At 74.4% G+C, this 26,755-nt stretch carries 22 protein-coding genes; 12 read left to right on the top strand and 10 right to left on the bottom strand.

Going from position 1 to position 26,755, the window contains the following annotated elements; all coding sequences use genetic code 11:
- The first annotated feature begins 64 nt into the window (after positions 1–64).
- Positions 65–1,597, top strand: a complete 1,533-nt coding sequence (locus WME89_RS24580) for a protein kinase domain-containing protein (RefSeq protein ID WP_438011521.1) — start codon at positions 65–67, stop codon at positions 1,595–1,597.
- A 69-nt stretch (positions 1,598–1,666) separates the two neighbouring features.
- The gene (locus WME89_RS24575) at positions 1,667–2,488 is read left to right on the top strand and encodes a hypothetical protein (protein WP_438011520.1); all 822 of its coding nucleotides are present in this window, start codon (positions 1,667–1,669) and stop codon (positions 2,486–2,488) included.
- Here the strand turns inward: WME89_RS24575 and WME89_RS24570 are convergent.
- The 3 genes from WME89_RS24570 to WME89_RS24560 form a co-directional block, all read right to left on the bottom strand.
- The gene (locus WME89_RS24570; RefSeq protein ID WP_438011519.1) at positions 2,452–2,712 is read right to left on the bottom strand and encodes a GlsB/YeaQ/YmgE family stress response membrane protein; all 261 of its coding nucleotides are present in this window, start codon (positions 2,710–2,712) and stop codon (positions 2,452–2,454) included. The genes WME89_RS24575 and WME89_RS24570 overlap by 37 nt on opposite strands.
- A gap of 279 nt (positions 2,713–2,991) precedes the next feature.
- Positions 2,992–3,393 carry a hypothetical protein gene (locus WME89_RS24565; RefSeq protein WP_438011518.1) on the bottom strand — a complete coding sequence of 134 codons (402 nt, stop codon included), beginning with the start codon at positions 3,391–3,393 and terminating at the stop codon, positions 2,992–2,994.
- A complete protein-coding gene (locus WME89_RS24560; RefSeq protein ID WP_438011517.1) occupies positions 3,390–5,243 on the bottom strand; it encodes a serine/threonine-protein kinase in 1,854 nt (617 codons plus the stop codon). The genes WME89_RS24565 and WME89_RS24560 overlap by 4 nt, the downstream gene beginning before the upstream one ends.
- A gap of 287 nt (positions 5,244–5,530) precedes the next feature.
- On the opposite strand from WME89_RS24560, the gene WME89_RS24555 reads away from it, so the two are divergent.
- The gene (locus tag WME89_RS24555; protein WP_438011516.1) at positions 5,531–6,607 is read left to right on the top strand and encodes a hypothetical protein; all 1,077 of its coding nucleotides are present in this window, start codon (positions 5,531–5,533) and stop codon (positions 6,605–6,607) included.
- Between the two features lie 79 nt (positions 6,608–6,686).
- On the opposite strand, the gene WME89_RS24550 is transcribed toward WME89_RS24555, so the two are convergent.
- Complete coding sequence (locus WME89_RS24550) at positions 6,687–8,234, bottom strand: serine/threonine protein kinase (RefSeq protein ID WP_438011515.1); 1,548 nt, start codon at positions 8,232–8,234, stop codon at positions 6,687–6,689.
- A gap of 511 nt (positions 8,235–8,745) precedes the next feature.
- Here WME89_RS24550 and WME89_RS24545 point away from each other — a divergent pair.
- On the top strand, positions 8,746–11,220 hold the full coding sequence (locus tag WME89_RS24545; protein WP_438011514.1) for a hypothetical protein: 2,475 nt from the start codon (positions 8,746–8,748) through the stop codon (positions 11,218–11,220).
- Positions 11,221–11,224: 4 nt separating this feature from the next.
- Positions 11,225–13,522 carry an ATP-binding protein gene (locus WME89_RS24540; RefSeq protein ID WP_438011513.1) on the top strand — a complete coding sequence of 766 codons (2,298 nt, stop codon included), beginning with the start codon at positions 11,225–11,227 and terminating at the stop codon, positions 13,520–13,522.
- Between the two features lie 17 nt (positions 13,523–13,539).
- Here WME89_RS24540 and WME89_RS24535 read toward each other — a convergent pair whose 3' ends face one another.
- The 4 genes from WME89_RS24535 to WME89_RS24520 form a co-directional block, all read right to left on the bottom strand.
- Positions 13,540–14,757 (bottom strand): phosphodiester glycosidase family protein, encoded by a 1,218-nt coding sequence (locus tag WME89_RS24535; protein ID WP_438011512.1) that lies wholly within the window; start codon positions 14,755–14,757, stop codon positions 13,540–13,542.
- Positions 14,758–14,829: 72 nt separating this feature from the next.
- Complete coding sequence (locus WME89_RS24530; protein WP_438011511.1) at positions 14,830–15,234, bottom strand: hypothetical protein; 405 nt, start codon at positions 15,232–15,234, stop codon at positions 14,830–14,832.
- Positions 15,235–15,317: 83 nt separating this feature from the next.
- The gene (locus WME89_RS24525; protein ID WP_437627656.1) at positions 15,318–15,824 is read right to left on the bottom strand and encodes a hypothetical protein; all 507 of its coding nucleotides are present in this window, start codon (positions 15,822–15,824) and stop codon (positions 15,318–15,320) included.
- A gap of 250 nt (positions 15,825–16,074) precedes the next feature.
- Complete coding sequence (locus WME89_RS24520) at positions 16,075–16,827, bottom strand: hypothetical protein (protein WP_438011510.1); 753 nt, start codon at positions 16,825–16,827, stop codon at positions 16,075–16,077.
- A gap of 229 nt (positions 16,828–17,056) precedes the next feature.
- Here WME89_RS24520 and mutY point away from each other — a divergent pair, with 229 nt between their 5' ends.
- Together mutY and WME89_RS24510 are read left to right on the top strand one after the other, a co-directional pair.
- Positions 17,057–18,289 carry an A/G-specific adenine glycosylase gene (gene mutY, locus WME89_RS24515; protein WP_438011509.1) on the top strand — a complete coding sequence of 411 codons (1,233 nt, stop codon included), beginning with the start codon at positions 17,057–17,059 and terminating at the stop codon, positions 18,287–18,289.
- Positions 18,290–18,667: 378 nt separating this feature from the next.
- Positions 18,668–18,823 carry a hypothetical protein gene (locus tag WME89_RS24510; protein ID WP_020736650.1) on the top strand — a complete coding sequence of 52 codons (156 nt, stop codon included), beginning with the start codon at positions 18,668–18,670 and terminating at the stop codon, positions 18,821–18,823.
- An 84-nt stretch (positions 18,824–18,907) separates the two neighbouring features.
- On the opposite strand, the gene WME89_RS24505 is transcribed toward WME89_RS24510, so the two are convergent.
- Entirely contained in the window at positions 18,908–19,411 is a 504-nt protein-coding gene (locus tag WME89_RS24505; protein WP_438011508.1) for a hypothetical protein, read from the bottom strand.
- Positions 19,412–19,698: 287 nt separating this feature from the next.
- Here WME89_RS24505 and WME89_RS24500 point away from each other — a divergent pair, with 287 nt between their 5' ends.
- The 3 genes from WME89_RS24500 to WME89_RS24490 are packed head-to-tail and all read left to right on the top strand — an operon-like array spanning position 19,699 to position 21,814.
- Positions 19,699–20,376, top strand: a complete 678-nt coding sequence (locus tag WME89_RS24500) for a hypothetical protein (RefSeq protein ID WP_438011507.1) — start codon at positions 19,699–19,701, stop codon at positions 20,374–20,376.
- Positions 20,373–20,783, top strand: coding sequence for a hypothetical protein (locus tag WME89_RS24495; RefSeq protein ID WP_438011506.1), 411 nt, complete (start codon positions 20,373–20,375; stop codon positions 20,781–20,783). The genes WME89_RS24500 and WME89_RS24495 overlap by 4 nt, the downstream gene beginning before the upstream one ends.
- Positions 20,784–20,821: 38 nt before the next feature.
- The gene (locus WME89_RS24490; protein ID WP_438011505.1) at positions 20,822–21,814 is read left to right on the top strand and encodes a hypothetical protein; all 993 of its coding nucleotides are present in this window, start codon (positions 20,822–20,824) and stop codon (positions 21,812–21,814) included.
- A 51-nt stretch (positions 21,815–21,865) separates the two neighbouring features.
- On the opposite strand, the gene WME89_RS24485 is transcribed toward WME89_RS24490, so the two are convergent.
- On the bottom strand, positions 21,866–23,356 hold the full coding sequence (locus WME89_RS24485) for a sulfatase (protein WP_438011504.1): 1,491 nt from the start codon (positions 23,354–23,356) through the stop codon (positions 21,866–21,868).
- Positions 23,357–23,433: 77 nt separating this feature from the next.
- Between WME89_RS24485 and WME89_RS24480 the strand changes: the two genes are divergently transcribed.
- The gene (locus WME89_RS24480) at positions 23,434–24,543 is read left to right on the top strand and encodes a hypothetical protein (RefSeq protein ID WP_438011503.1); all 1,110 of its coding nucleotides are present in this window, start codon (positions 23,434–23,436) and stop codon (positions 24,541–24,543) included.
- Positions 24,544–24,587: 44 nt separating this feature from the next.
- Positions 24,588–26,678: a hypothetical protein gene (locus WME89_RS24475; RefSeq protein ID WP_438011502.1), complete on the top strand. Its 2,091-nt coding sequence runs from the start codon at positions 24,588–24,590 to the stop codon at positions 26,676–26,678.
- Positions 26,679–26,755 lie beyond the last annotated feature (77 nt).

Raw genomic sequence — 26,755 nt, 5'->3', positions numbered from 1 at the left:
CGCCCTCGGTGCGCCGGGGCGAGGCGAGGGGAGCGCGGCAGAGCAGCCGTGGAGGTCGAGGGAGATGGACCTGCCCATGGGCGACGGCGGCTACGCATTGCTCGCGCGCCTGTCGGCGGGCGGCATGGCCGAGCTGTTCCTCGCGTGCCGGCGCGGGCCGGCAGGTATCGCCCACCCCGTCGTCGTGAAGCGCCTGCGCCCCGAGGCGAGGCGAGATCCGTCGATCGTGCGGATGTTCCTCCGCGAGGCGTGGATCAGCGCCAGGCTCCAGCATCCGAACGTGATCCGGTTTCACGACTTCGTCTTTCACGAGGGGCGCCATCACCTCGTCGTCGAGTACGTCCCGGGCTGCGATCTCGCCGCGGCGGCGCGCGCCTGCTTCGCCGAGGGACGGCCGTTTCCGATCGAGGTGGCGATCGAGATCGGCCTGGGCGTGCTGCGGGCGCTCGGGCACGCCCACGGGCTCCGCGACGACAGCGGCAACCACGTCGGCCTCGTGCACCGCGACGTGAGCCCGCAGAACGTGCTCCTCTCGCTCGAGGGCGAGATCAAGCTCATCGACTTCGGCGTCGCGAAGATGGCGGCGATGAGCGGGGTGGAGGACGCCGTCGCCCTTGGCCCGGCAAGGGCGGCGCGGGGCGCGGCCCAGTCGAGCGGCGCCGGCACGGTGAAGGGCAAGCTCGGCTACGTGGCGCCCGAGCAGCTGTGCGGGCAGCGGATCGACGCGCGGGCGGATCTCTTCGCGGTCGGGGTGATCCTGTTCGAGCTGCTGACGGGGCGGCGCCTGTTCCACCGGAAGGACGACGGCGCGACGATGCGCGCGGTGCTCTCCGGCGAGGTGCCGGCGATCGCGCCGCTCCGCCCGGCGTGCCCCGCGCTGCTCGAGGAGGCGGTGCGGCGCGCGCTCGCGCGCGACCCCGACGCCCGCTTCGAGGCAGCGGCGGACATGGAAGAGGCGCTCGCCGAGGTGCTCGCCTCGCTGCGCAGGGCGGCGGGCGGGGGTGACGAGCCGAGCTCGAGCGAGCGCGGCCTCCTCGCGGGCCAGGAGCTCGCGGCGCTCGTGCGCGAGGTCACGAGCGGCCGCGATCGGCACCGATCGATGCTCGTGCGGGGTTGCCGGAGATCGGCCGGGCTCCGTGCGCGCCGCGGCGCGCGGTCGACCGCCGCGGGCCGCTCCGAGCAAGACGCGCGGTCGACCGCCGCGGGCCGCTCCGAGCAAGACGCGCGGTCGACCGCCGCGGGCCGCTCCGAGCGAGACGCGCGGTCGACCGCCGCGGGCCTGCCGACGGACGAGCGCAGCGAGGCGACGCCGCAGCCGCGCGGGCCGGATCCGGGCGCGAGCGCGCCGGAGGACGGGCGCGAGCGCAGCGAGGCAAGGGACGCCGTGACGCCGCACTGGAGGGACGCGCGCCCCGCGCGGCGCGTGCGACTTCTGCCCTGGCTCTTGATAGCGGCTGTCACGTTCGCCGTCGGGGCGCTCGCAGGCAGGGCCATCGGCGCGACCGGCGCCAGATCGTCCGGCGCCCGAGAGCCGCGCGGCGGAAGCGCGGAGAGCGCGCCATCCGGGGAAGACAGCCATTCGGCACCGCGGCGGTGACGCGCCGGACGCGCACGGCCCTTTGCGGTGGCGCGGCCAGCGACGGGCTCGCTAGCCTAGCCGGCCCTGATGTCGGTCCGGAACCTCCTGAGCCGTCCCTTCGCCGTCGCGGCGCTGGCCGTACCCCTCCTCGCGAGCTCCACGAGCGGGCGCGCGCTGCCTCGGCCCGTCCCTGGCGGCCCGGCGGAGCCGAGCGAGATCGGCGCGGCGCTCGGCGCGGCGATCGAGCGGCAGTCGATCTGCGTCGGCTCGACGGTGGCGAGCGCGGGGGAGCTCGGCGACGTCCTGTATTACCGCAGCTCGCCGGGCGAGCGCGGCGAGGTCTCGGTCGGCTACTACGCCTTCTTCTCCGAGGAGCGGCCCTGGGGTAACAACTGGCTCACCTGGACCGTGTTGCCGGCGCTCGCCGTGGACCTCGTCTACACGCACGCGCTGCTCCTCGGCCCGGGGATCCAGCGCGTCGCGTACGGCAAGGGCGACGTCGAGGGGTTCAGGATCCTCTACCGCATGGACGAGGAGGGGCGGCTCGCCGCCGACCACGCGGTGGCCGATCGCGGCGATCACGGCGAGGTGCGGCTCGAGCGCTCGGATCTGCTCTCGGTCGATGCCGCGCGGCCGACGGTCTACTCGAGGTGGTGGAGCCATCAGCTCGGCGGGCAGGGCGCGGGGCCGGACGATCTCGTCTATCGCCGCTGCTACGGGGCGGGCGCCATCCGGCCGCTGCCACCAGAAGTGGCGCTCGACTTCCGCCTGGATCGGCGCGCCGCGCCCGCGCGCGTGGTGCCCGCCGCCGCGCTGCTCGCGCCGCCCTCGCCCCCGCGGCAGGGCGATACCGCCGCTGCGAGGGCGAGCGATCAGGGCCTCGCCTTTCTGCCGACCGTCGCGTTGTAGATGGCGAGGAGGACGATGGCGCCCAGGATCGACATGAAGAAGCCCCCGCTCGACTGGTACGAGGGGTAGATCCCCAGGGCCCGGCCGACGAAGCCGCCGAGCAAGGCGCCAGCCACGCCCAGCAGCGCTGTCACCACGAAGCCACCCGGCTCGCGCCCGGGGGTCAGCAGCTTGGCGATGACGCCGACGATGAGCCCAAACAGGATCCACAACAGCACGGACATGGTTCGCTCCTCTCGACACCGGGTCGCGCCAAGGGGCAGCTTCCCGTGTCAACGCGGAGGCCAGCGTTTGCAGACGACGTGCCCGGGCGCGGTGCGCTCCGTTCACACCGGGATGGAAGCGGCGCCACGGCGGCCAGCGTGAACGGCGAGGCCATGCCGGCGAGCGGCGCTGCGCATCGGCTGTACACCGGCGCGCGACAGGTCGAGCGGCGTCGCGGGCCGCGGCGCTGCCGCGCGCCGGCGCGGGGTGAGCGCTCCGTTCGCACCCGCGCCCGGGCCTCAGCCCTCGCCGTCGGCTGGCTCCTCGTCGCTCCCGGCGCGCTCGGGGCTCGGCTCGGGCGCCGTGCGCACGGGTGCCGGTGCGTCGCCGGGGCCCGTCGGCCCGCCGTGCCCCGGGGCATGCCCGTGCGACGCGCCGTAGCCGAGATCGGCCTCCTGCGCGGGAGCCTCGCCACGGGGTGAAGCGCGGCGGCGCCGCGGCGGCCGGGCGCGCGCTGCGCGGGGCCGCCTCAGCTCGTGGACGCCGCTCGGCAGCGGCGCGGGCGTGAGGTCGGCGCCGCACGCGCACCGCGGCGCCGCGGCGGTGCCTGGGCCGGGCACGAGGAGAAAGCAGCGCCCGCAGCGCGCGCACTCGAGGAGCGCCGCGGAGGGCGCGTCCGGGGCGCCGCCGTACGCGCTCACGGCGGCTCCATCGGACAGGCGTGCTCCGGCTCGGGCGGGCGCGTCGCCCGGGCGGGCGCGTCGCCGGTCGGCGCCGCGGCGGCGTCGCGCGCCGGCGAGGGCCAGGTGAGCGGGGCGAGCGCGGCGGCAGCTGCGTTGAACAGCAGGCACAGCGAGCCGCCGAGCAACGTGGCCGCCACGGTGCCGAGCACGACCGGGGCGAGCCGCCGCCGCCGCCGTCGTCGCAGCCCGCTCTGGCTCCGCGGCCCGCCGGACAGGCGCGCCCGGAGCAGGAAGAGCGGCGCGAGCGCGGCGCCGAGCTCCGTCCTGCGATCGGCGCGGGCCGGCTCGGGCGCGGGCGGGGGCACCGCGGCGGCGGGAGGCGCCTCGCTCGCCGGCGTCGCGCCGATCGGCGCAGGCGGCGCGGCGAGCTCGGCGAGCGCGGCCGGCGGGCACGGCGAGGAGCGGTGACCGACCCACGTCGGCGCGGAGGAGGCGTCGCGCCGGGGGCTCGACGGCGAGCAGGGCTGATCGAGCGGCGCGCTCACCGAGGGCGACGAGGCGCGGTACCCCACCCACGTCGTGGCGCAAGCGGCGCGCGACGCCGCGGCGTCCCGCCCGGCCGCGGCGTCCTCCGCGGCGGTCCTCCAGCGCGACGAGGGCAACGCCGCGTCGCGCGCGCTCCGGGCCGGCGGCCGGGCGCGGCTCGCCGCCGCGCCGTCCTCCGCGGCGGAGCGCGCCAGCCGGCGCGCGATGTGCGCGAGCGCCCTGCGCAGCGCGCGCGCGCTCTGCGGGCGATCGTCCGGATTCTTGCGCAGGCATTGCAGGATCAGCGCCTCCAGATCCGGATCGATCGCCGGGTGGAGCGCGCCCGGTCGGGGCGGCGGGGAGTCGACGTGGGCCGCGGCGAGCGCCACGGGCGTGGGGCGCTCGAACGGGAGCCGGCCAGTCGCCATCTCGAAGAGCAGCACGCCGCACGCATAGATGTCGCTCCGCGCATCCACGGCCTGCCCCGCGGCCTGCTCCGGGCTCATGTAGGCGGGGGTCCCGATGACGAGCCGGCCGCATTCCTCGTCGGGCACGGCGGGGCGGGGCGCGCCCGCGAGCGCGCCGGACCCGTCGTCGTGGAGCAGCTTCGCGGTGCCGAAATCGAGGAGCTTCACCTGCTCGATCGGCGCGCCGTCGTCGTCCACGCGGGGCACCAGGCGGATGTTCTCGGGCTTGACGTCGCGGTGGATGACGCCGGCGTCGTGCGCGTGCTGCAGCGCGGAGCACAGCTGGCGCATGATCGCGACGATGCGCTCCGCCGGCAGGATCGGCTCGGCGTTCAGGAGATCGATGAGGTCCTCGCCGTCGAGGTGCTCCGTGACGAGGTACCAGAGGCTCGGCGGCGCCGCCTCACGTCCGCCGGCGCCGAGCGCCTCGGCCGGCTCGCAGCCGAAGTCGAGGACCCGCACGATGTTCGGGTGATCGAGCCGGCTCGCCGCCAGCGCCTCGACGTGGAACCGCCGCACCGCGTCCCCGGCGAGGGCGCCGCCGGAGCGCGATCTCTCGTCGGTGCGCGACCGCTCGCTCACGCCGCTCGACCCCCGGTGGTCGAGGTCCATCCGGCGCGGCGCCGCCGAGGCGCGCGTCGTGCAGGCGCGGCTCGCGTCGCCGCGAGCGCGCGGCGACGCGGCGCGCTCGCGGATGATCTTCACCGCGCACGCGCGACCGAGCCCTACATGCCGCGCGCGGTACACGCGCCCCATCGCGCCGGCGCCGATCATCTGCTCGACGAGGTAACGCCCCCCGAGCAGGCGTCCCCTGAGGAATCGCTCCGAGGACGGGAGTCCCGCGTCGAGGGGCGCGGAGGAGCGGAGACATTCCATGGCGCGTCCCACGCAGCAGAATGGGTGCCATCGCGCTGTGCGGACGGTTCACAGCGCCCCGCGGACAGAACAGCAGGCGCCGCCGCCCCGCGCGCTCACGCCCGCCCCGCCGGGCGCGGAGCCCGCGCGACGCGGGCCGAGCGCCCCGCGAGCGCCCGCGCAACCGCGGGAAATCGCGCGCAAAGGGCGCGGAGCTCCGCGGGCGGAGCGCCGGGGCGGCGGCGCTCGGGGGCTGAATTGTTCTGTTGTCGACGGCCTGTGATAGCGTGGCGCGCGAGGAGGCCCGAGTGCTCTTGAGACGATCCGTTCCGTTCGCTGCGGCGCTGTTCCTGTTGCTCCCGACAGGCGAGGTGCGCGCGCAATCGGACCAGGACAGAGCCGCGGCCAGGTCGCTGGCCACGCAGGGCGCCGAGGCGTTCACGTCCGGCCGCTTCGAGGAGGCGATCGATCTGCTCGGCCGCGCCGAGGCGCTCGTGCACGCGCCGACTCACCTCCTCCTGGCCGCGCGCGCGCAGACGCGCCTCGGCCGGCTCGTCGCGGCCAAGGAGACGTACCTGAGGATCGTGCGCGAGGAGCTTCCGCCCACGGCGCCGTCCCCCTTCAAGAGGGCCCAGCAGGACGCGCGGGAGGAGCTCGCCGCGGTCGAGCCCCGGATCGCGACGCTGCGCATCGCGCTCGAGGGCGCCGCGGGCCGGAAGATCGGCGTGAAGCTGGACGGTCAGCCGGTCGCGGACGCGCTGCTCGGCGTGCACCGCCCGATCGATCCCGGCAGCCATGTGGTCGTCGTGTCGCCGCCGGGCCTCGCCCCGATCGAGCAGGGGATCACCCTCGCCGACGGCGAGCGGAAGGAGCTGAAGATCCCGATCCCGGAGAGCCCGCCCGCGCCTCCGCCGAGCGGCTCGGGCTACTGGCAGGGCGCCGGGAGCGGCGACCAGACGGGGGTGCCGCCCGCCGGCCTGCCGGGCACCGCGGAGCGGAAGACGAACGTGGCGCTGCTGGGCGGGGGCATCGCGGCCGCGGCGCTCGGGCTCGGCGGCGTCGTGGTCGGGTCGGTGTTCCTGGCGAAAGGGAGCTCGACGCAGCAGAAAGCGAACGATCTGAGCGCGGCGCGCGGGTGCGAGTCGCCGGGCGGCGTCGGCTCGGACTGCGGGCCGCTGGTCCAGCGCCAGATCCAGACGCTCGACTCCGACGCCGCGTCGCAGCGGACGACCGGCGCCATCGGCCTCATCGCTGGCGGCGTGCTCGTCGTCGGCGGCGCGACGCTGATCGTGCTGGAGCTGACGTCCAAGCCGGAGCCGTCGAGCTCGGCCTGGATCGCGCCCTACGTCACGCCGACCGGGCTCGGGGTGCGCGGCGCGTTCTGAGCGGCGCGCCCCGAGCGGAGCGCTCCGGCGCGTGCTCGTCGCGGCGCGCCTGGAGCGTGGCGCTCTGCGTGGCGCGCGCTCAGTAACCGAAGTCGCCCGGAACGCCCGGCTTCTGCGGCTTCTGTGACGGTGCCGTCGGCTTCGTCGACGGTACCGTCTGCGGCGGCTTCGTGGCGGGCGGGGGCCTCGTCGGGGGAGGCACCGTCCGCGGCGGGAGCGGCTTCACGGGCGCCGAGGAGGCGCCCGGCGTCGCGCTGGGCTCGGTGGTGGCGGACGGCACAGGATCCGCGACCGCGGCGCTCGCGGTGACGGTCGGCTCGGACGGGGGCGTCGTCGCCGTCGCTGCCGCCGTCGTCGGTGGCGGCGGCGGTGGGGGGGCCGTCGCGCTGACGGCGCTCGGGTCGGCGGTCGCCGCGCCCGTGGGCCCGCTGCGGCCGAAGGCGAGCCACGCGGCGAGGCCCGCGCCGAGCACGGTGGCCGCCGCGGCGATCGCGACGAGGAGCGGCATCCTGGAGGGGGGGCGCGTCGAGCGGCCCGTGACGCCGGACGAGGCGCCCCACGAGTTGGCGGTCAGCTGCGGCGTCTGGCCCATGCCGGAGACCGGCGGTCCGTGTCCGTTCTGGCTCCCCCACGAGCCCTCGGGCCGGGCGACCGGCGGCGTGGTCGCCGGCGGCGTTGTGACCGGCGGGGCGACCGTCTCCGGCTGGGACGGCAGCGACAGCCGGGGGAACGTGCTTCGCCCCGTGGTGAGCATGGCCAGGCTGGGCCGCGCCGCTGCCCAGGCGAGGAGCGCGTTCTTGAACTCCGCGCAGCTCTGGAAGCGCGCCTTCGGCTCGCGCGCCATCGCCTTCTGGATGATCCCGGAGAACTCGACGTCGAGGTCGGGCACGAGCTGCTGGGGCAGGGGTGCTGTCTCGAGGACGATCTTGAAGAGCAGCTCGTTGAACGTCTCGGCGTCGAACGGCACCTGGCCGGTGGTCGCCTGATAGAGCAGCACGCCCATGGCGTAGATGTCGGTCCGCTGATCGACCGGGCTGGAGCCGCGCGCCTGCTCGGGCGACATGTAGTAGGGCGTCCCGACGACAGCGCCCGTGCGGGTCATGCTCATCTCCGAGCCGGCGAGCTGCGAGAACTTCGAGACGCCGAAATCGAGCACCTTCACGAAGTTGCTGAGGCCGGCCTTCGTGGGGAGGATGAAGATGTTGTCGGGCTTGAGGTCGCGGTGGATGATCCCCGCGGCGTGCGCTGCGCCGAGCGCCTCGAGCACCTGGATCATGATCGGCACGGTGGCCTCGGGCCCGAGGCGCCCCATCCGCTGGATCTTGGCCCCGAGGGTCTCGCCCTCGAGGTACTCCATGACCATGTACCGCGTGCCGTCCGACAGCACGCCGAGGTCGAGGACCTCGCAGATGTGATCGGAGCCGATCCGCGCCGCGGCCTGGGCCTCGCGCTCGAACCGCGCGACCGACTCGGCCTGGCTCGAGATGGTCGCGTGCAGCAGCTTGATGGCGACGCGGCGCCGGATGCGCACGTTCTCGCCCTCGAACACCGCGCCCATGCCCCCCTGACCGAGCAGCCGGACGATCCGGTACTTGCCGTCGATGATCTCGCCGATCAACGCGGTCATGACAGCATTCCCGGTTCGGAGAAGCGAATCACGCGGCCAGACTAGCACGGTCGCCCGAGCCCAGCCTACGCCCTCGCGGGGCGCGCGCTGCTCGTCGTGGTGCCGCTCGTCGTGCCCGGTCGTGGTGCCGCTCGTGGTGCCGCTCGTGGTGCCGCCGTCCACTCGTGGTGCCGCCGTCCATCCCGTACCGCGTCTTTCCCGCGGCGCGCGCCGCGCCCCGTCGGCCAGCGCCGCGCTCCGCGCGCCGCCGGTCTGCCCCGCACCGCGCTCCGCGCGCCGCCGGTCTGCCCCGCACCGCGCGGCGCGGGGTGCCCATGGCCGCCGTGCGGCGTTGACGCCCCCACACGAGGCCTACGAGGATCGGTGGCAGCGCGAGCCGCCTGAACATGAAAGCCCCGCGACCGCGCATCCCCGGGGCTGGCGCGGGGGATGTTCGTGATAACGTCGCCCACGTATGCCGGTTTACGAGCTGTCGGTCGATGGTGCCCTGGTTCGCGAAGCGGAGAAGGTCGTGTCTCTCGCAGGCCGCGAGTACCCGACGCTCGTCATGCGCTGGGAATCACGCCTCTTCGACCAGCCCTGGCTCACCACGCTGGTGCTCGACTACGTGATCGCGTTGCCGCCGCTCATGGTCGGGCAGGCGACCTTCAACGAGGTCAGGATCGCCGCCTTCACCGGGCGCGCGGGCACGAAGTTCATGTACTTCGGCACCGAGATGAGCGCGAGCGTGCCCCGGCTCGCGCCCGAGATGGAGAATGCGATCGCGCCCGCCGCGCTCTACCAGGAGTTCCGGCTGGACGAGCAGACCTGTCCCATCCCCTATCTGAAGCTGATCCAGGTCAGTCCGCGCATCTATGGGGAAGGGCTGCAGAACTACTACTCGCCGCCGATCAAGGTCGAGCGCTACGACGGGGTGGCCTCGCCGGAGCACGTCGCGGACTTCTTCCCCAAGATCGTGGCGAACCTCGATCCGGTGAAGGGCACGACGCTGGTCGATCCCGCGCAGGGCTTCTGGTCGGGCGCGCGGTTCCTCGGCGCCACGTCGATCGCCATCCTCCGGCAGGGCCGCGTGGTCGGCCTGCACCGCCGCACCGGCAAGACCGACAAGGACCCGATCCCGCCCGAGGTGAAGCGGCGCGACCCGCGGCACGACGTGCGTGGCGACTGGGTCGCCGTGGACGTCGGCGCGGCGTCGACCGTCGTCGCCGTCCGGGGAGAGCGCGGCGGCGCGGAGTTCCTCCGCATCGGGACCGACGCGCCGATCCGGGTGTCGGCCGACAACGAGAACCCGAGCGAGGTCGCCTTCGAGGCGCTCGCCCGGACCACGAAGGCCTGGCGCGACCGGGTGATCCTGCCCCTGACGCGCTGGGGCGACGTGCTCGTCGGGCACGCCGCGCGCGACATGCGCCTCCGGCCGGGCGAAGGCGCCCACGATCGCGCCGCGGCGTCCCTCCCGGCCCTCGCGCTGCTGCGCGAGCGGACCGAGCGCGGCGAGCCGTTCCGGCTGCGGGGCAGGGGCGACCCCGACACGACCGAGTCGCTGAAGAAGCCGGCGCCGCCCATCATCGACGAGGAGGGGATCGGCGCGCACGACCCGTTCGATCCGATCGAGCTCTACGCGTACTACGTCGGCCTGCACCTGAACCAGCGCTCGCGAGGGCTCTACACGCGCTACGCGATCACGATGCCGACGGGCTGGTCGGCCGAGCGCCGCGCCAGCGTGCTCATCGCCTTCCGGCGCGGCCTCTTCCGGAGCCTGCCCGCGGGCCTCTGCGAGTACCACGACCTCGACGGCCTCCAGGTCGTCGACGCGGGCCCGTCGGCGATCGCGTATGCCGTCCAGGCGTTCCGCATGTTCGGCGTCCAGCCGCGGGACGGCGGCGTCCCGTTCTGCGTGATCGACGCCGGCGCCAGCGAGACGGGGATCGCGTTCGGCATCCTGCGGAGCGCCAAGGCGCACGAGGAGGCGCAGGGGTTCGAGCGGATGGTCGAGTACCTCGAGCCCGCGGCGATCCCCTGGCTCGGCGGCGAGCGGCTCCTCCACCGGCTGGCCTACCGGGTCTACGCGGAGAGCCAGGACGCGATGCGCGAGCGCCGGATCCCTTTCGAGCGCCCGCCCGAGGAGGGCGCGCTCGACGGCGCGGAGGAGCTCTTCGCCCCGTCGCCCGACGCGCGCGCCAACACCTGGGCGCTCAAGGAGCTCTTGCGGCCGCTCCTCGAGCGGGGGTCGAGCGCGCCGATCGAGGAGCAGATCGCGCTGCGCGGGCTCGACGGGGAGGAGGTCCAGGTCCCGCTCTCGATCGATCGGGGCGCGCTCGACGGCGCGATCGAGGGGTGGCTCCAGGACGGGATCGACGTGTTCCGGCAGCACCTCGGCGGCGCCATCGCGAGGATCGGGCGGGAGCCGGATCCGTACCAGGGGCTCCGGGTCCTGCTCGGCGGGCGCCTCGGGATGAACCCGCGCCTCGCGGAGCTGCTCGCCGGCGTGCTGCCCCCGGGCGTGCAGGTGCACCGCTTCAAGGAGCCGGACAAGGCGAACCTCGGCGCGCCCACCGTGAAGATGGCGGTCGCGCTCGGCGCGCTGTCGCTGCGGTTCGATCGGATCGGGGCGACGCTCCGCGCGGAGAAGCGCGACGCGTTCCGCTACCGCGTCGGGCGCGCGCGCCACGGGCAGCTCGCCGACGTGCTCGATCCGTCCGTCGACTACGACGCCTGGCGCGAGATGGGCGCTTGCCTGAAGCCCGACGTCGAGGTCCTGTTCATGGCGGCCGAGGACGAGGGGGAGGTCGCCGCCGACGACCCGCGCGTGCGCCGCGCGGTCTGCGCGCTCGGGCGCGGCGCCGTCGGGCAGCGGCTCTACATCCGGGCCGTCGCGCCGGCGCGCGCGGAGGTCAGCGTGGGGCCGCCCGGCGGCGAGCCCGCGGCCGGCGCCGTGTGCTGGATGGTCAACCTGGAGAGCGGCGCCGCGGAAAAGACCGGCGGCTGATCGTATGGGGGCTTCGCAGCTGCACGCGCCACACGGCGGCCTCGATCCCGACGAGGTCGCCGCCCACGCCGGGGCCGCGCAGGGCGGCGCGCCGGCGGCGCCCGCGCTGCTGGGGGGCGCTTCGCCGCTCGATCCGCTCGATCCACCCGACGCCCCCGACGCCCGCCAGGCCGAGGCCCGTCTGGCCGCGCAGCTCGCGACGGCGAGCGCGCTGTCCGGGTCTACCTCGCTCGTGGAGGCTGCCCCGCGCGTCCTCGCCGCCCTGGTCGAGCACCTCGGCTGGGACGTCGCGGCGCTCTGGCTCGCCGAGCCGGAGGCCAGCGCCGCGTGCCCGCCGTCGGCCCTGGATGGCGCGCCCACCGCGGGCGACACCGCGCTCGCGGCGACGCCTGCGGGCGCGCTCCGCTGCGTCGAGGTCCGGGCCGCCGCGCCCCTCGATCCGGAGGCGCTCGCGGCGGCGCTCCGCGAGACGTCGTCGGCCTCCGGCGAGCCCGAGCTCGTCGCCGAGGCCCTCCGGAGCGGCGCGCCGGTGTTCCGCGCCAGCGGGGACGGCGTCCCCGAGGCGGCGCGCGAGCCGTGCTGGTGGCGCGCCGCCTGCGCCGTCCCGATCCTGAGCGGCGCCCGCGGCGTCGGGGCGCTCGAGCTGAGGAGCCGCGCCCCTCACCGCGGCGATGAGCAGCTGCTCCGCGTCCTGTCGGCCGTGGGCAGCCAGATCGGGCAGGTCATCGCGCGACTGCGCGCCGAGCGCGAGAGCGCGCGCGCCGCGGTCGAGCTCCGCGCGCTCTTCCGCGCCATCCCCGACCTCTGCTTCCGCCTCGACGACGAGCTCCGGATCGTCGACTGCAACGAGCCGCGCCTCTCCGAGCTCCACGCCGCGCCGGAGGCGCTGCTCGGCAAGCGCATGGCCGAGGCGCTCCCTGGCGAGCTCGGCGAGCAGCTCGAGCGCGCGACCCGGGAAGCCCGCGAGGCGGGCGCCGTCGTCGCGCTCGAGCACGCGCTCCCGGGCGCGGTCGGGGAGCGCCACGTCGAGGCCCGCATGATGCCGTTCCTCGACGGCCACGCGCTCGTCCTGATCCGCGACATCACCGAGCGGCGGCGCACCGAGGAGGCGCTCCGGCAGCGCGAGGAGCGCTCGCGCGAGTCGCAGAAGATGGAGGCGCTCGGCCGGCTGGCCGGCGGCATCGCGCACGACTTCAACAACATGCTCATGGTGATGCTCGGCTACGGCGAGCTCCTCCTGCGCCGGCTCGGGCCCGACAGCGCGCTGCGGCGCGACGCCCTCCAGATCACGAAGGCCGGCGAGCGCGCCGCGGCGCTCACGCGGCAGCTGCTCGCGATGAGCCGGCGCAAGGCGCTGCAGCGCGAGGTGCTCGACATCAACGCGGTGGTGCTCGACATGCAGACGATGCTGCAGCGCCTCATCGGCGAGAACATCGACCTGCAGACGAACGTCGGCCGCGATCTCGGATCGATCAAGGCCGACAAGAGCCAGCTGGAGCAGGTCCTCCTCAACCTGGTCGTGAACGCGCGCGACGCGATGCCGAGGGGCGGCAAGCTCGTGGTCGAGACCTCCCTCGGCGAGCCCGGGGCGAGCTCCACCGCGAAGTCCTTCGCGCCGGCGGAGCGGGACGAGGACGCCGCGCCCGCCGCGGGCGGCCCCCCGTACGTCGTGCTCTCGGTGACCGACAGCGGCCACGGCATGGACCAGGACACCCTCTCGCACCTGTTCGAGCCGTTCTTCACGACGAAGGCGCGCGGCAAGGGCACGGGGCTCGGCCTCGCCACCGTCTACGGGATCGTGAGCCAGAGCGGCGGGCTCATCGAGGTCGAGAGCGAGGTCGAGCGCGGCGCGACGTTCCGCGTCTACCTCCCGCGCGTCGAGGGCCGCTCCGAGGTGGCGCCCGCGCGGGCCCGGCCGTCGCCCGCGGGCGGCGACGAGACGGTGCTCGTCGTCGAGGACGACGACGCCGTCCGCAAGCTCATCGTCGAGGTGCTCGAGCGGCGCGGCTACGGCGTCGTCTCGGCAGCGAGCGCCGAGGAGGCGCTCGCCGCGCTCGCGCTCGAGGGGGCCGACGCGGTGGACCTCCTGCTCACCGATCTCGTGATGCCGGGCATGAACGGCCGCGAGCTCGCGGAGCGCGCCCTCGCGCTGCACCCGCGCGCCCGCGTGCTGTACATGTCCGGCTACGCCGACGATGTGTTCGCGGGCGCCGAGCCCGACGGCGAGCGCGCCCTGCTGCAGAAGCCGTTCACCCCCGACACCCTCGCGCAGCGCGTGCGCGACCTCCTCGACCGGCAGTAGCGGCGGCGCCCTGGTCGCTAGGAGTCCGGCCGCCGGCGCCTCAGGTAGAAGAAGTCGCGCGGCGACGGCTCCGCCACGTATTCCTCCGCCTTGAACTGCACGTCCGGGATGAGCGCGGACGTCGCGCGCGGCGCCGCGCCGTCCGCGCCGCGGCCGTACAGGAGGAAGCGCGGGTAGGCGTGGTTGACGTCGAGCTCCGCGACGTCGTGCGCGCCCGCGGCCCTCATCCCGTGGGCGAGGGTGCGCGCCGTCACGGCCTCGCCGAGGCCGTAGAAGAGCAGCTTGCCTGTCGCGTCGACGCCGAGCGCCGACCGACGGATCACCGTCTCGCCGCTCACCGTCGCGCCCCAGTCGCGGTTCGAGTCGTAGAGCGCGTGGTGCAGCTCGCCCTGCTCGACCAGGCACGGCGGCGTCTGCCGGTAGCCGGCCATGCGGGCCTCGTCGGCGCGCACCTCGGGCCAGGTGCGGATCCGCACCGCGCCGTTGCGGTAGAGCGCGATCGTGCAGGCCCTGTCGCGCGGCTGCAGGAACGTGTCGCCGTCGAGCATCATCCCGTAGTGGCCGTGCATCGCCTTGAAGCCCCCGTTGAAGGCGGCGATGAGCTCCCCGGCGTGGTCCTCGGGGATGAGCCCGGGGCGCCGCTCGGCCGGGATGTCCGGCGAGAACGGCTCCTTCGTGCCCGCGACGAGCCGGAGGTCGACGCGCCCGAGGTCGATGGCCACGACGGCGACCGCCGCGAAGACGCGCCGCGCGTCGGGGTGCACGACGCTCTTCCAGAGCGCCGGCGCGTCGCCCGGCCGCGCCGGGTCGGCGATCGGCGCCCAGACGCCGTCGCCCGTCGCCGCGACGTCCGGGAAGGGCGGCGCGAACGAGGAGGGGGGCGAGGCCGCCTCGGCCGCCAGGCGCTCGCCGCGCTCCTCGGCCTCCGCCGCGGCGGCGGGCGCGGGCTCCCAGAACGTCTTCGGGGCCGCGTGCCTGTAGATGGCCTGGTTCACGCGATCGGCGACGCCGTACGCCACGTCCTCGGCCCACGCGACCGGCGCGGGGCCGACCACGGCGCGCGCGCCGTCGGCCAGCGCCGGACCGAAGCCGCGGACCTCGTGGATGCCGTACCAGAGCGCCTCGACGGCGATCGCGCAGACCGCCGCCCAGCGCAGCGCGCGCTCGGGCAGGCGAGGTCGGGGTCGCCGCCGGCGCGAGGACCCGCTGGTGGAGGAGGGCGAAGGTTCGTCCACGGCGACGAAGAGGCTACCCGATCGCGCGGGCAGCCCCAAGTTCCGGGCTCCGGGCGCGCGACGACGAGCTCTCTACGGCTGCCCGTGCGCCATCGTCCGGGGCCCATCCTTGAACAGGATCTCGATCTTGCCCCGATCGATGACCTTCGCGACCACGCCGTCGCCGAACTTGCTGTGGTGAATGAGCTCGCCCTCGCCGAAGGTGAGGGTGATGCGGTACGGCTTGAACGCCCCGGAGGGCTGCCCCGCGATCGCGCGCTCCCAGGCGAGCGTCTGATCGCGCTCGGCGCGCTGGGCGGCCGTGAGGCGCTCCGCGCCGCCGCCGCGCGGTGACGCCGAGGCAGCCCTCGGCTCGCCGCTGCTCCGCGCCGTGGCGCGCGCCGCCGCGCTCTTCTCCCGCTCGCTCTTCGGCTGGCGGTAGAGGTGGTGCGACATGCAGGTCTTGCACTCGACCTTCTTCACCACGTCGCCGACCATCGCGATGATTCTATGAGTGAGGTCGAGGCGGCACTTGGTGCACCAAGCATCGACTTCGCCGCCGGTCCTAAGCTTCTTCGTCGTCACTTCTCCTCGCGGCGCCGGTCTCGCCCGGTCTCTTTGCTTCGGTCCTTCACGTTCACTTGGGCGGTGACTTCCGGTTTTGGCAAGCCGGTCCTCGGCTCGTCCTGGCTGTCGTCTCTCTTGGCCGCGTCGTTCGGGACGAAGCGGATCTCGGTCTTGATCTCGAAGGAGAGCTTCGTCAGCACCTTCGTGATCTCGTCCGCGAACTGGGTGTGCTCGAGCACGTCCCGGATCTCCTTGGCCACGACCCGGTAGAGACCGTTCTTGGTCTCGTCGATCTGGGTGTAGAGGTAGTGGAGGACCTCTTTGGGCAGCTTGAGATCGCCCACGAAGTGGCGGAGGTTCTCGGGCCCCTCGCTGAGCTTGTCGATGCCGCTCTCGACGGCGCGCTCGACCACGCGCTTGAAGAGCTCCGGGATGGCTCGCTCGAAGAGGCGCTTCTTCTCGCCTTCGCCTTCGACCTTGTCCCCTTCGTCCTCGCGGAGCGGCTCGGTGTCGTCGGCCATGGGTCGGGCTCCCCTAGCGGGACGAGGCGGCCACGTCAATGCGGGGGTGCGTGCGGGGTGCCGGCGTCGCGCCATGGTCCATGGATCTGCCGGATTTCGATGACGATGGGGAGCCTTTCGCGCGCTTCCGACAGGCGGGAGAGCTCTTCCTGCCAGTCTCGCGCCAGTGCCCTGCGGCGTGAAGCCGCCGCGACCGGGACGGAATGTGGCCATTCGATGTCGGCCGCGCGAAGGTCCAGCCCGCGTCGGCTCAGAGCTCCTCGTAGGCGTCGGTCTCGTCCGCCTCCGCGCCGCCGTCGCCCTCTGGCGCTTTTTTGTAGGATTTCAGGACCCACACCTCGGCCGCGAAGCGGCCTCCGCCGCGCCGGGCGCTGATCTCGACGGTGGCGTCGTCGTCCTCGAGCGGGCAGAAGGGCCGGTCCGGCTGGACGATCGGCCAGGCGTCCTCGGTGCCGTCGCTCGCGATCATGGCCCCGCGGCTGCTCCGCACGGCGACGTCCAGGTTCAGGACCCCCGGTCCGCCCACGGCAAAGACCCGGTAGCAAGCGCCCCGGATCGCCTGCAGCGGCGCCGTGACGATCGCCCCGCCTTCGGCCACCTGCCCCTCGATCGGCCTGGGCGAGAGCCGCCGCATGCCGTTCTCCGGGCCGCAAAGCAGCGAGAGCCGGGTCACGTCTTTCGCCGGATCGCCGGTGATCCTGAAGTTTCCGTAGCAGCGAACCCAGGGGCCGCCGACGCGCACCGGCAGGACCGGCAGGTCCGGATCCGCGGCTCCGGCGTCGCCGTCGCCCTGTCCCGCGTCGGCGTCCGCGGGGCCGCCGGACCCGACCGCGACCGCCGGGTGCGGCGGCGCGGCGGAGAGCACGACCGGCGGGCCGGGCTTGCCCTCCCAGGGGCGCGGCTCCTCACGGCACGCCGGCGCGGCGAGCCCGAGGAGCAGGGCGGCGCTGAGGCGCGCGGCCCGAGGGATCGGCAGGGAGGAGCAGGCGCGCCGCGACGACACCGCGGTCGGCTCTTGCGCTAGAGTCCCGCGCGATGGAAGCGTTTTCTGAGCGCAGCGCGCGGCAGCCGGGTAATCCGTGCGTGGGACCGTGCGTGGGAGCGTGCGTGGGACCGTGCATGGAACCCGGCGATGGCCTGCGCGCTGGGCCGTGCAAGGGACCGCGCCGAGCGGTGCGCCGCGGACCGCGCCGCGGATCACATAGAGGGCACACCGGGCGGGCCCTTCACGCGTGAGCCCGGCGCCGCGATCGCCCGCGCGCGCGAGCGCCAGTCACGCGAAGCAGGCGCCCACGCGCGCCCCGCGCCGCCGCAGCCCGTCCGCTGAGCAGGACGCGACCCCGCCGGAAGCGCCCGCGCCGAGCGAGCGCGATCTGGACATCGCGGCCGCCCTCGCGGCGTGGTTCGAGCGCGTGGCGCGCGACCTGCCGTGGCGGCGGACGCGCGACCCCTACGCGATCTGGCTGAGCGAGGTGATGCTCCAGCAGACCCGCGTCGAGACGGTGATCCCGTATTACGAGCGCTTCCTCGCCCGCTACCCGACCGTCTTCGCGCTCGCCTCCGCCGCGATCGACGACGTGCTCTCGCTGTGGAGCGGCCTCGGCTACTACCGCCGCGCCCGCGTGCTCCACCTGGCCGCGCGCGAGGTCACCGTGCGCCACGACGGCGCGCTCCCGCGCGACGTCTCCGCGCTCCGCGCGCTGCCTGGCGTCGGCGCGTACACCGCGGGCGCGATCGCGAGCATCGCCTACGATCAGCCCGTGCCCCTCGTCGACGGCAACGTCGCCCGGGTCCTCTCCCGCATCGAGGGCATCGACGACGACATCCGCAGCGCCGCGGGCACGCGCAAGCTCTGGTCGACCGCAGACCGCCTCGTGCGGGGCGCGGCGCGCAGCGTTCAGCCGGGACGCTTCAACCAGGCCTTGATGGAGCTCGGCGCGACCGTGTGCACGCCCCGCAATCCCCGCTGCGACGCGTGCCCTGTCGATGGCGCTTGCGTCGCGCGCGCCCTCGGGAGGCAGGCGGAGCTGCCGGTGATCGCCCCGAAGCGCGACGTCCCGGCGGTCGCGATGGTCGCCGCGGTGGTGCGGTCGGGCGACCGCGTGCTCTTCGTCCGGCGCGCCGAGGGGGGGCTCTTCGGCGGGCTGTGGGAGCCGCCCATGGTCGAGGCGCGCGCGCTCGCGGACGCCCGCGCGCTCCTCGAGCAGGTCGGCGTCGAGCCTGACGCGCTGCTCCGCGAGGTCGGCCGCGTGCGCCACATCCTCACGCACCGCCGGCTCGACGTGACGGTGGCGCGCGCCGAGGTGGCGGCCCCCTGGCGCAGCCGGGCAAAGCTTGCCTCCCCCTACGAGAAGGCGGCGTGGCTCGATCCGGGCGTGCTGGATATCGGCGTTTCCAAGCTCGCGCGAAAGGTCCTGTCCGCGGCGTCGGCGCCGGACGCCGGATCCACGCGCCGGCCTCGGTAGCGGCGCGCTCCCGGCCGAGCGCGCGCGTCCCGGCCCCGGAGAGGCCGGAGACGGGCCCGCAAGCGCGCCCGCGTGGAGCTCCCAGCTCGCTCCGCTCCGCTGCGGGCGGGGAGGGGCGGCGCGCGCGGCCGGGCCGCCGCGACGCAGCGGCGCGGGGTCAGGGCGAAACCCATATGTCGCCGTGGAACGCTCCTGGCGCCGGCGTCGCGGCGCCGGCGCCGTGGCACGGAAGGCGCTTGGTGGGGTGGTGGGCAGGCCCTCTAGCCTCGTGGCGCCGGCGATGGCCGGAGCTCGATTGAAGCCTGGGAGCTCAGCAACATGGATGCGCGACGACGGACCACAGAGACGTTGCCCACGGCGAGCGCACCTGTGCGATCCATGACCGTGATGGCGGACGACGGCGCGCTCTACGTGCTGCCGCTGTGCGAGCGGATCGTGCTCGACGTGCTGGCCTACGAAGACGAAGGCCTGCTGGCCTTCATCCGCATCGACGGAGAGGTGGTCGCGGAGCTGCCCGTGCTCGGTCAGGCGTGACCGAAATGCACCCTGCGCGCGCCCAGCGCGGCGGTGCGGCCCCACGACCTCGCGGCGCGCGCGCGGCGGCCCCGCGCGCCGCCTTCAGCCGACGCTCCGCCGCATCCGCTGCGTCACCGGCTGCTCGTCCTCTCCTTCGGCGTCTGGATCCACGGACTCGACATCCTCGTCCTCCAGCAGATAGGGCAGGTCGCCGTCGTCGTCGTCGTGCGACATCGCCACGTCGCTGATGTCCTGGCCCCTGGTGGCCCCTTCGAGGAACTCCGCCCCGAGATCGCTCGCCAGGTCGGCGGCGGCGTCGGCGGCGTCGGGGTTCACCTCGAACTCGGTGCATCCGGCGTCGTTCGGGTGGTGGTGGTAGCCGCGGCTCTCGTCGTCGAGCGTCGGGATGACGTCGCTGAGCTCGCTGCGCGGATGGGCCTTGCCGCGCAGAGGGGGCGCCGCGCCGGCGTCCATCATGTCGGCGAAGGGCTCATCCAGCTCGCTCGTGACGAGCCGCGACGCCGCGGACCGGGGCGCCTCGGCCGGCTTGCGCGGCCTTCCCGGGTCGGTGCGATCTTCTCGTTCTCGGCGGTGCGTCGGGCTCACGCGCGGTGCGCGCAATGTCGACGACGTCGGCGCGTGTGCGGCGGTGCTCTGCCTGCCTCGGGTGCTTGAATTGCTCACGGTGGTCTCTGCATGCAGGGTCCGGTCCGCAGGTGAAGCGGGCGGATGCGCAAAGAGAGCGAGGAGCGTGCCGCGGGCCGCGGGCCGCGGGCGGCGCCGATGCCGGGGCAGCGCCGCGTCGAGAACGCGCCGGAGCCGCGCGCGGGGCGCGGGCCGGACGCAATTGAGCGTGCCAGCGGGCGCTGCCTCGGGGTAGAAGGCTCGTGCCGATGCTGGAACTCCGGACCGGGCTCTCGCTCGTGGCCGTTCTGCTGGGAGCGTCCTGGGGGCGCGCCGCGGCGGCCCAGCCTGCTGCCGCGCGCGAGGCTGGGGCTGCCGGGGAGGCGGTGGCCGCCGAGGAGAGCGAGGGCGCCGCGCTGGAGGCCTACCGCGACCTCTCGCGGCCGCCGGGGACGGCGGCGCGCGTCGTGTCCACGGTCGCGATGGGGAAGGGGATCCGGTTCAACAACCCCTACCGGCTGCAGACGCAGCTCGGCGACACGGCGGAGTCGCTCTCGCTCACCGCGGGGTACCTCGATCTCGGCGCCGCGTTCGCGCTGGGGCCGGCCGACGGCGTTCAGCACGGCGCGGCCCTGCGCTTCTCTATCGCCACCGGCGGCGTCCCGCAGGAGTCGCTCACGCCGAGCTACTTCGTGGCCTACCGCGGCTTCGAGCGCGCGCTCGGGTACGGGCGGCTCGGGGCGGCGATCCTGATCGAGCCCGACGTGAACGTCGGCGGCGAGCTCGCCGTCGGCCTCGGGTACTTCCTCCTCGCTGGCGTCGCGCTCTCGGGCGAGATCGTCGGGGATCTCTTCTACGGCGCCGCGACCTACGACGCGGCGTACACCGTCTACCCCGTCGTCTCGGCGCAGCTCGGGCTCCTCATCGATCACGAGCTCCTGCCATGAGCGTGCCGGGACGCGCGCGGCGCGGCGGGCGCCTCCGGGCGAGGGAGATCGCGGGCGTCGCGGCGCTGCTGCTCCTCGCGGGCATCGCGCCGGTCGTGGGCGACATCGGCAGCTGCGGGCAGGCGCCGGAGGAGCTCGATCCGTACAAGTTCTTCGCGCTCAAGGCGCGGATCGATTGCGCCCAGTGCGAAGCGTGCGGCCTGCGCTCGCGCGCCTGCGACGCCGCGTGCGGGTTCGAGGACGCGCCGGAGTTTCCGCCCGGCTGCTACCCGCTGGTCCACGACGGCGAGGTGTGCCTGCACAAGCTCCAGATGGAGGGGTGCGACGCGTACCGCGCCTACGTGGCCGATGAGCGCCCCTCGACCCCGACCGAGTGCAATTTCTGCCCGGCGGCGGCCGCGCCGTGAGCGCGCGCCGCGCAGCCGCGCCGCGTCGGGGCCTCGCGATGGCCGCACGGGTGCTCTCGTGCGCGGCGCTCGCGGCGCTCCTGTCCGGGTGCGCCGCGAGGCCGGCTCTCCTGGCGAGCCACGACGACTACGCGGCGTACCGGGCCACCCGCGTGTCGAGGACCCTCGAGGGGCGGCTCGCCGCGGCGTCGACCTACCTGGAGCGCTACCCGCAGGGCACCTTCGCCGGCGAGGTGCGCGCGTACCTCGCGCGGGCCGAGCCGATCTACTACGCCGCCAAGCGCGGGACCGCCGCGGGGCTCACGGCGTACCTCGCGACGCTGCCGCGAGGCGCGTTCCGCGACGACGCGACCCACCGGCTGCGCGAGCTCGTCCGGGATCGCAGCGCGGGCGACCTGCTCGCGCGCGGCGCCAGAGAGACCGAGGCGCAGCTCGCGAGGCAGCGGGCGGCGCGCGCGCGGGTCCGCGAGGAGCTCGCCGCGTGGCTGCGCCGGTTCCTCGGCAGGGACGCCTGGGGGCGTCCCCTCGCGGAGTCGCCTGCCGAGGTGATCGTCCCGTTCGCCTTGACGCTTCCGGCCCCCCGGTGCGCGCCGGCCGACGGGCGCGGGGGGCCGGGCGCGGTCGTCTGCTCGAAGCGCGTCGAGCTCCCGTTCGTCGTGAACGCCGGGGGCGAGAGCGCGCCGCGAGAGGCGGAGCTCGAGGTCGCGGTCCTGGAGGACGCGGCGGGCCGCCCGATCGAGGTCGCGCTCCGGGGGCCCGACCTCTTCACGCGCCTCGAGGAGGCGCGCTCGGCGCGCGAGGTCGCTCCGGACGACGCCGCGGGCCGCGTCGGGGGCATCGCGCTCGCGGTCGAGCTCTCGCGCGGCGCCTTTGCGGCGCGCGTCTCCGGCGACCCGTCGTGCAACCGCGAGGCGGAGTCGCCCGTGGTGCTTCACCTGGAGTGCGAAGGGGCCCGCCTCGTGGCGCGCGCGGCGAGCGACGCGGGCGAGGAAGACAGCCTGACGATCACCGTCGCCCCGCCGGCGCGCTAGACCGCGCGCGCTGGCCAAAGACCGCGCGCGCACGCGCGCGGTGGCCAGGCGCTAGCACCGCTTGTTCTTCTTCTTGCCCTTCAGCTTCGCCGTGTTCTTCGGGCACACGTCCTTGATGGCGGCGGAGCGCTCCTTGTAGAGCGCCTTCATCTCCTCGAGCACGGACGGCTGCTCTCGCTTGAGATCCTTCAGCTCGCCGGGATCCGCGACCACGTCGAAGAGGTCGAAGGCGTCGTCGTCGCCGTAGGCGATGAGCTTGTACTGGCCGTGGATGAGCGCCCTGCGCCGGTCGTTGTCGCTCGTGCGCGGCAGGTCGACGATGACGTCGCGCGGCTCGGCCTTCGCGCCGTGGAGCTCGGGCACGAGGCTCTTGCCCGGGAACGACGGCTCTGCGGGGGCGCCGGTGAGCTCCAGGATCGTCGGCGCGAGATCGATCGAGCTGCGCGGCACGTCGATCCGGCGCGGGGTGATCCCGGGCGCCTGGATCATCAGCGGCACGTGGGCGAGCACGTCCCACACCTCGAAGCCGTGACGGAACATCTTGTGCTCGCCGAACGCCTCGCCGTGGTCGGCGGTCACGATGATCGCCGTGTCCTTCGCCCACGGCTGCTTCGCGACGAAATCGAGGAGCTTGCCGACGTGCATGTCGGTGAACTTGACCTCGCCGTCGTACTTGTCGCGGGCGCGCTTGCCGAACGGCTCGACGCCCTCGTGCGTCATGTAGACGTCGTGGGGATCGAGGAAGTGGAAGTACGCGAAGAAGGTGCCCGACGTGTTCGCCTTGTCGGAGAGCATCTTCAGCGCGAGCTCGAGGTGCCCCGGGCTCGTGACGTTCCGGTCGGTGGTGTTGTCGGCCGAGAGCCCCGGCACGATCTCGTACACGTCGAAGCCCTGCCGGAAGCCCGCCTTCTGGTCGAAGTAGAAGTGCGCGTGCGCGCTCATCGTGCGCACCCCGGCCTTCTGCAGCAGCTCCGGGAACATGAGCACGCTGTCCGGGTAGTTGCCGAAGAAGTAGCCGCTGCGGTCGACCTCGCTCGGGTACCGGCCGGCGAGGAAGCCGCCGACGCTCATCGAGGTGTACGACGAGATCGCGTAGTGGCGCGTGTAGCTGACCGCCTTCTTCTCGAACGCCGTCAGCGTGGGCGCGATGTCGCGCTCGTAGCCGTTCCACGGCATGTCCGCGCGCAGGCTGTCGATCGAGACGACGAGCACGTTCATCTTCGCGCGCTGCCCCGCCGGCGCCCCCGCCGCGCCTCCGCCCTCCTTGCCGGCGCCGGCGGCGCTCGAGGCTGCCGGCGCGGCGCCGGCCCCGGCGGCGTCCGGTCCGGCCGCGGCGGGCTCCTGCCGCGCGCTGGGCTCCGGCGTGCGCGCGGGCGGCGGCTGGCCGTCGCCTTCGCGGGAGCAGCCCGGGCCGGCGCCGGCGAGCGCGAGCGCGAGCGCCGCCGCGAGGCGCCGGTGGGCCGGGCGTGATGGCCTCGAGGAGAACGGCGCCCGTGGTCCTTCCGGCTCCCAGGTGCTCGTAGGTGCAGCGACCGTGTGCATGGTCGCCGTCTTACTCCGACTCGCGTCGCTCCGCCAAAGCCGCACACCGCGGGCGAGTTCCGGTATGCTCTCTTGTCATGGCCCCGGCCCCTCGGAACCCGCCGCCGCTACCACCTCAGGCCCGCTCGCAACCCGCGGCGAGGCCCGGGGAGCGGGCGGCGCCGGAGCCGCCGAGGTCGCTCCCGCCCGACGCGCCGCGGCGCGTCGGCGAGCACGTCAGCCAGGCGCTGAAGGACCACATCACCGAGATGGCGCTCGGCCTGCTCGAGGAGCAGATGCAGGCCCGCATCGTCCACTACCGCGCCGATCTCGAGACCAACCCCCAGCTCGACGCCGTCACCGCGCAGGTCGTCGCCCAGCTGAAGGTGATCCAGGCCTCCGCGGGCGCGGCGGAGCGCGGCGCGAAGAACCGCGACGCGATCCGCGACGCGCACGAGAAGACGCTCTGCGCGCTGCTCGAGCGGGTCATCCGCGACGACGGCATCTCGCTGCTCGTCGAGCGGCGGCTCAAGAAGATCCACAAGAACCTCGCCCGCCTGTTCTTCCAGTCCGAGCTCCACGAGAAGACGCGCGGCCGCGACGGCGCGCCCAAGGTGATCCACCACGGCGAGCAGGCGCTCTTCTACGTCCTGACCCGCTACAGGAACCGGATCGAGGCCGAGCTCGACGGCTTCGAGTTCGCCTCCGAGCAGGCGCGGGAGGAGTCGTTCGAGCTGCTCGCGAAGCTCACGAAGGACATGCAGGACGCCTTCCTGTCGCGCCGGTCGAGCGAGCTCCGGCGCATCGTCTCGGTGGTGCACGCCGTGCTCGTCGACTTCTTCAGCGTGCGGCTCGCCCAGAGCCTCGGGGACATCTCCGCGCGGGTCGTGCGGGACGCTGGCACGTTCGAGGGCAGGGCGTTCGCGTACAAGGTGACGAGCGAGGCGTTCCCTCGCTTCCGCGCGGCGTTCGAGCGCCACCTCATGGTGATGCTCATCGGCTTCGCCGAGGACGAGCTGGTCGCCCAGCTGGCCGACACGGCCGGCGCCGAGCGCGACGAGACGATCCTCTTCATCACCGACCCCCACCTCTTCAGCATGATCTGCGGCGAGGTCTGCGAGGGGCTCTACGAGTTCCTCTGCAACGAGGGCTTTCTCGACCTGCCGCCCGACTGGCGCCGCGCCTCGACCGCGCCCTCTGACAGTTGACCGGCGGCTGAGCCACAGCCGCTCCAAGAGAGATCCAGGACATCATGAGACGGTACGACGTCGCGGGGGCGGGCTCCGGCCTGCTCCTCGCTCTCACGCTGCTCGCCGGTTGCGTGCGCGGCCCCGATGTGGACGCCTCGGGGCTCGCGCTGCGGCGCGTGGTCATCTACAGGAACGGCGTCGCTTACTTCGAGCGCCGGGGGCTCATCGACGCCGATCAGGTGACCTTCAGGGTGCGCAAGGAGAAGGTCGGCGACTTCCTCGCGACGCTCGCGGTCATCGAGGCCGGCGGCAGCAGCGTCCGGAGCGCGTCGTTCCCCGTCGAGGTCGACGACGCCTCCGAGGAGGAGGCGGAGCCCGGGCCCGAGGTGACGACCACACCGCGGCCGCCGAAGGACAACGGCGCGAAGCAAGGCGACAAGAAGCGGGACAAGGACGAGCTCGAGAGCGTGAAGCTCACGCTCGACGGGCGAGAGCACGACCTCGTGATCGGCTATGTGGCCGAGACGCCGGTGTGGCGGCCGTCCTACCGGCTCGTGATGGGCGCGACCGGGGCGCCGGGCGCCGCGAGCGTCGATCCGCGCGTCCAGTCGAAGCAGGCGCACCTCCAGGCGTGGGGCATCGTGCAGAACCTCTCGGGCGAGGACTGGAAGGGGGTGAAGCTGTCGCTCGTGGCGGGCGCGCCGCTCGCCTTCCAGGCGACGCTCGACCAGGCGTCGATCCCGCCGCGCCCGATCGTCAGCGATCAGGGCGAGGTGATCGCCTCCGTGCCGACGAGCGAGACGACGCTGGCCGCCGAGGCCGCGCCGCCGCCGCCGCCGCCCATGCCGGCGCCGGTGGCGCCGGCGCCCGCGGACGCCGCCGCCGAGTACGCGCCCGAGGCCGAGGAGCGCGGCGGGCTGGAGTACGCGAAGGACGCAGCGGCTCCCAGGATGCCGGTGGCCACGCGGCCGGCGGCGAAGCGGGCCACTCGCGGCGCCGCGGGCGGCGCGGTCGGCGCCGCGGCGGCGCCGCCGGGCCAGATGGTGTTCAACGACGCTCGGCTGGCCGAGGCCAGCAAGCCCATGATGAACCCCTCGCCGCCGCGCAACATGAGCGCCCTCGCCGCGGTCGCGATGGAGGGGGGCACGACGCGCTACGACATCCCGTTCCCGGTCGACATCCCCGACCGGAGCGCGACGATGGTCCTGCTCCTGGCGAAGCAGGTCCCCGGCGAGTCGATCTTCCTCTTCGCGCCCGACGGCGGCGTGCCCGCGTCGAGCTCGCACCCGTTCCGGGTGGCGCGCTTCACGAACGACACGAAGGGGCTCCTCGAGCGCGGCCCCATCGCGGTCTTTGAGAACGGCGCGTTCCTCGGTCAGGGCATGGTCCAGCCGCTGCCGCCGGGGGCCACGACGACGGTGCCGTTCGCGCTCGAGCGGGCGCTCGCGGTCGACACGGCGCGCGAGGAGAGCGCGGAGGGCGCGCGCATCGCGAAGATCGAGGGCGGCGCGCTCGAGATCGAGCGCGACTGGGTCACGCACACGAAGTACGCCGTCCGCAACGGCGGCGACGCCGCGGCGAGGACGCTCGTGAAGCACCCGCGCCTGCACGGCACGCGCCTGCACGCGCCGCCGAAGGGCACCGAGGACAACGTCGGCACGGGCAGCGCGCTCGTGCCGATCGACGTGCCGCGGCGGGGGACGGCGGTGCTCGACGTGGACGAGCGGCGGATCTTCCGGCAGCAGATCGACTGGCTCAGCCAGCTCGCGGACGACGCGGTGCAGGCCTACCTGAAGGACCCGCGCGCCGACGCGGCCGTGGCGAAGCAGCTCGGCCAGGCGTGGGACGTCCGGGGCAAGCTGCGCCCCGCGATCGACGAGCGCGACAAGCTCCTCGCGGAGCAGCAGCGGCTGGAGCAGCAGAGCCAGGAGCTCCGCCAGAACCTCCGCGCCATCGAGAAGAACAGGACCGCCGACGAGCTCCGCCGCGATCTCACGGACCGGCTCGCGAAGGCCTCGGCGCGCCTCGACGAGATCACGAAGCGCGTCATCGTGCTCGAGATGCAGATCAACGAGCAGCAGATCCGCTTCCGCGATCTCACGAACGAGATCAAGCTCCTCGCGCCGCTCGCCCCCGTGCGCTCGGCGCCCTGAGCGCTCGCCCGCGGGGCCCCGGCGGGGATGGCGTCGTCCCTGCCGGGCGCTCGACGCCACCTGCCCGGAGCTCGACC

Origin of the sequence: Sorangium sp. So ce321, from assembly GCF_051530195.1 — a bacterium.
Lineage (GTDB): Bacteria > Myxococcota_A > Polyangia > Polyangiales > Polyangiaceae > Sorangium.
The sequence above is the reverse complement of the archived record's forward strand: the minus strand, read 5'-3'. Positions and strand labels throughout refer to the sequence as shown.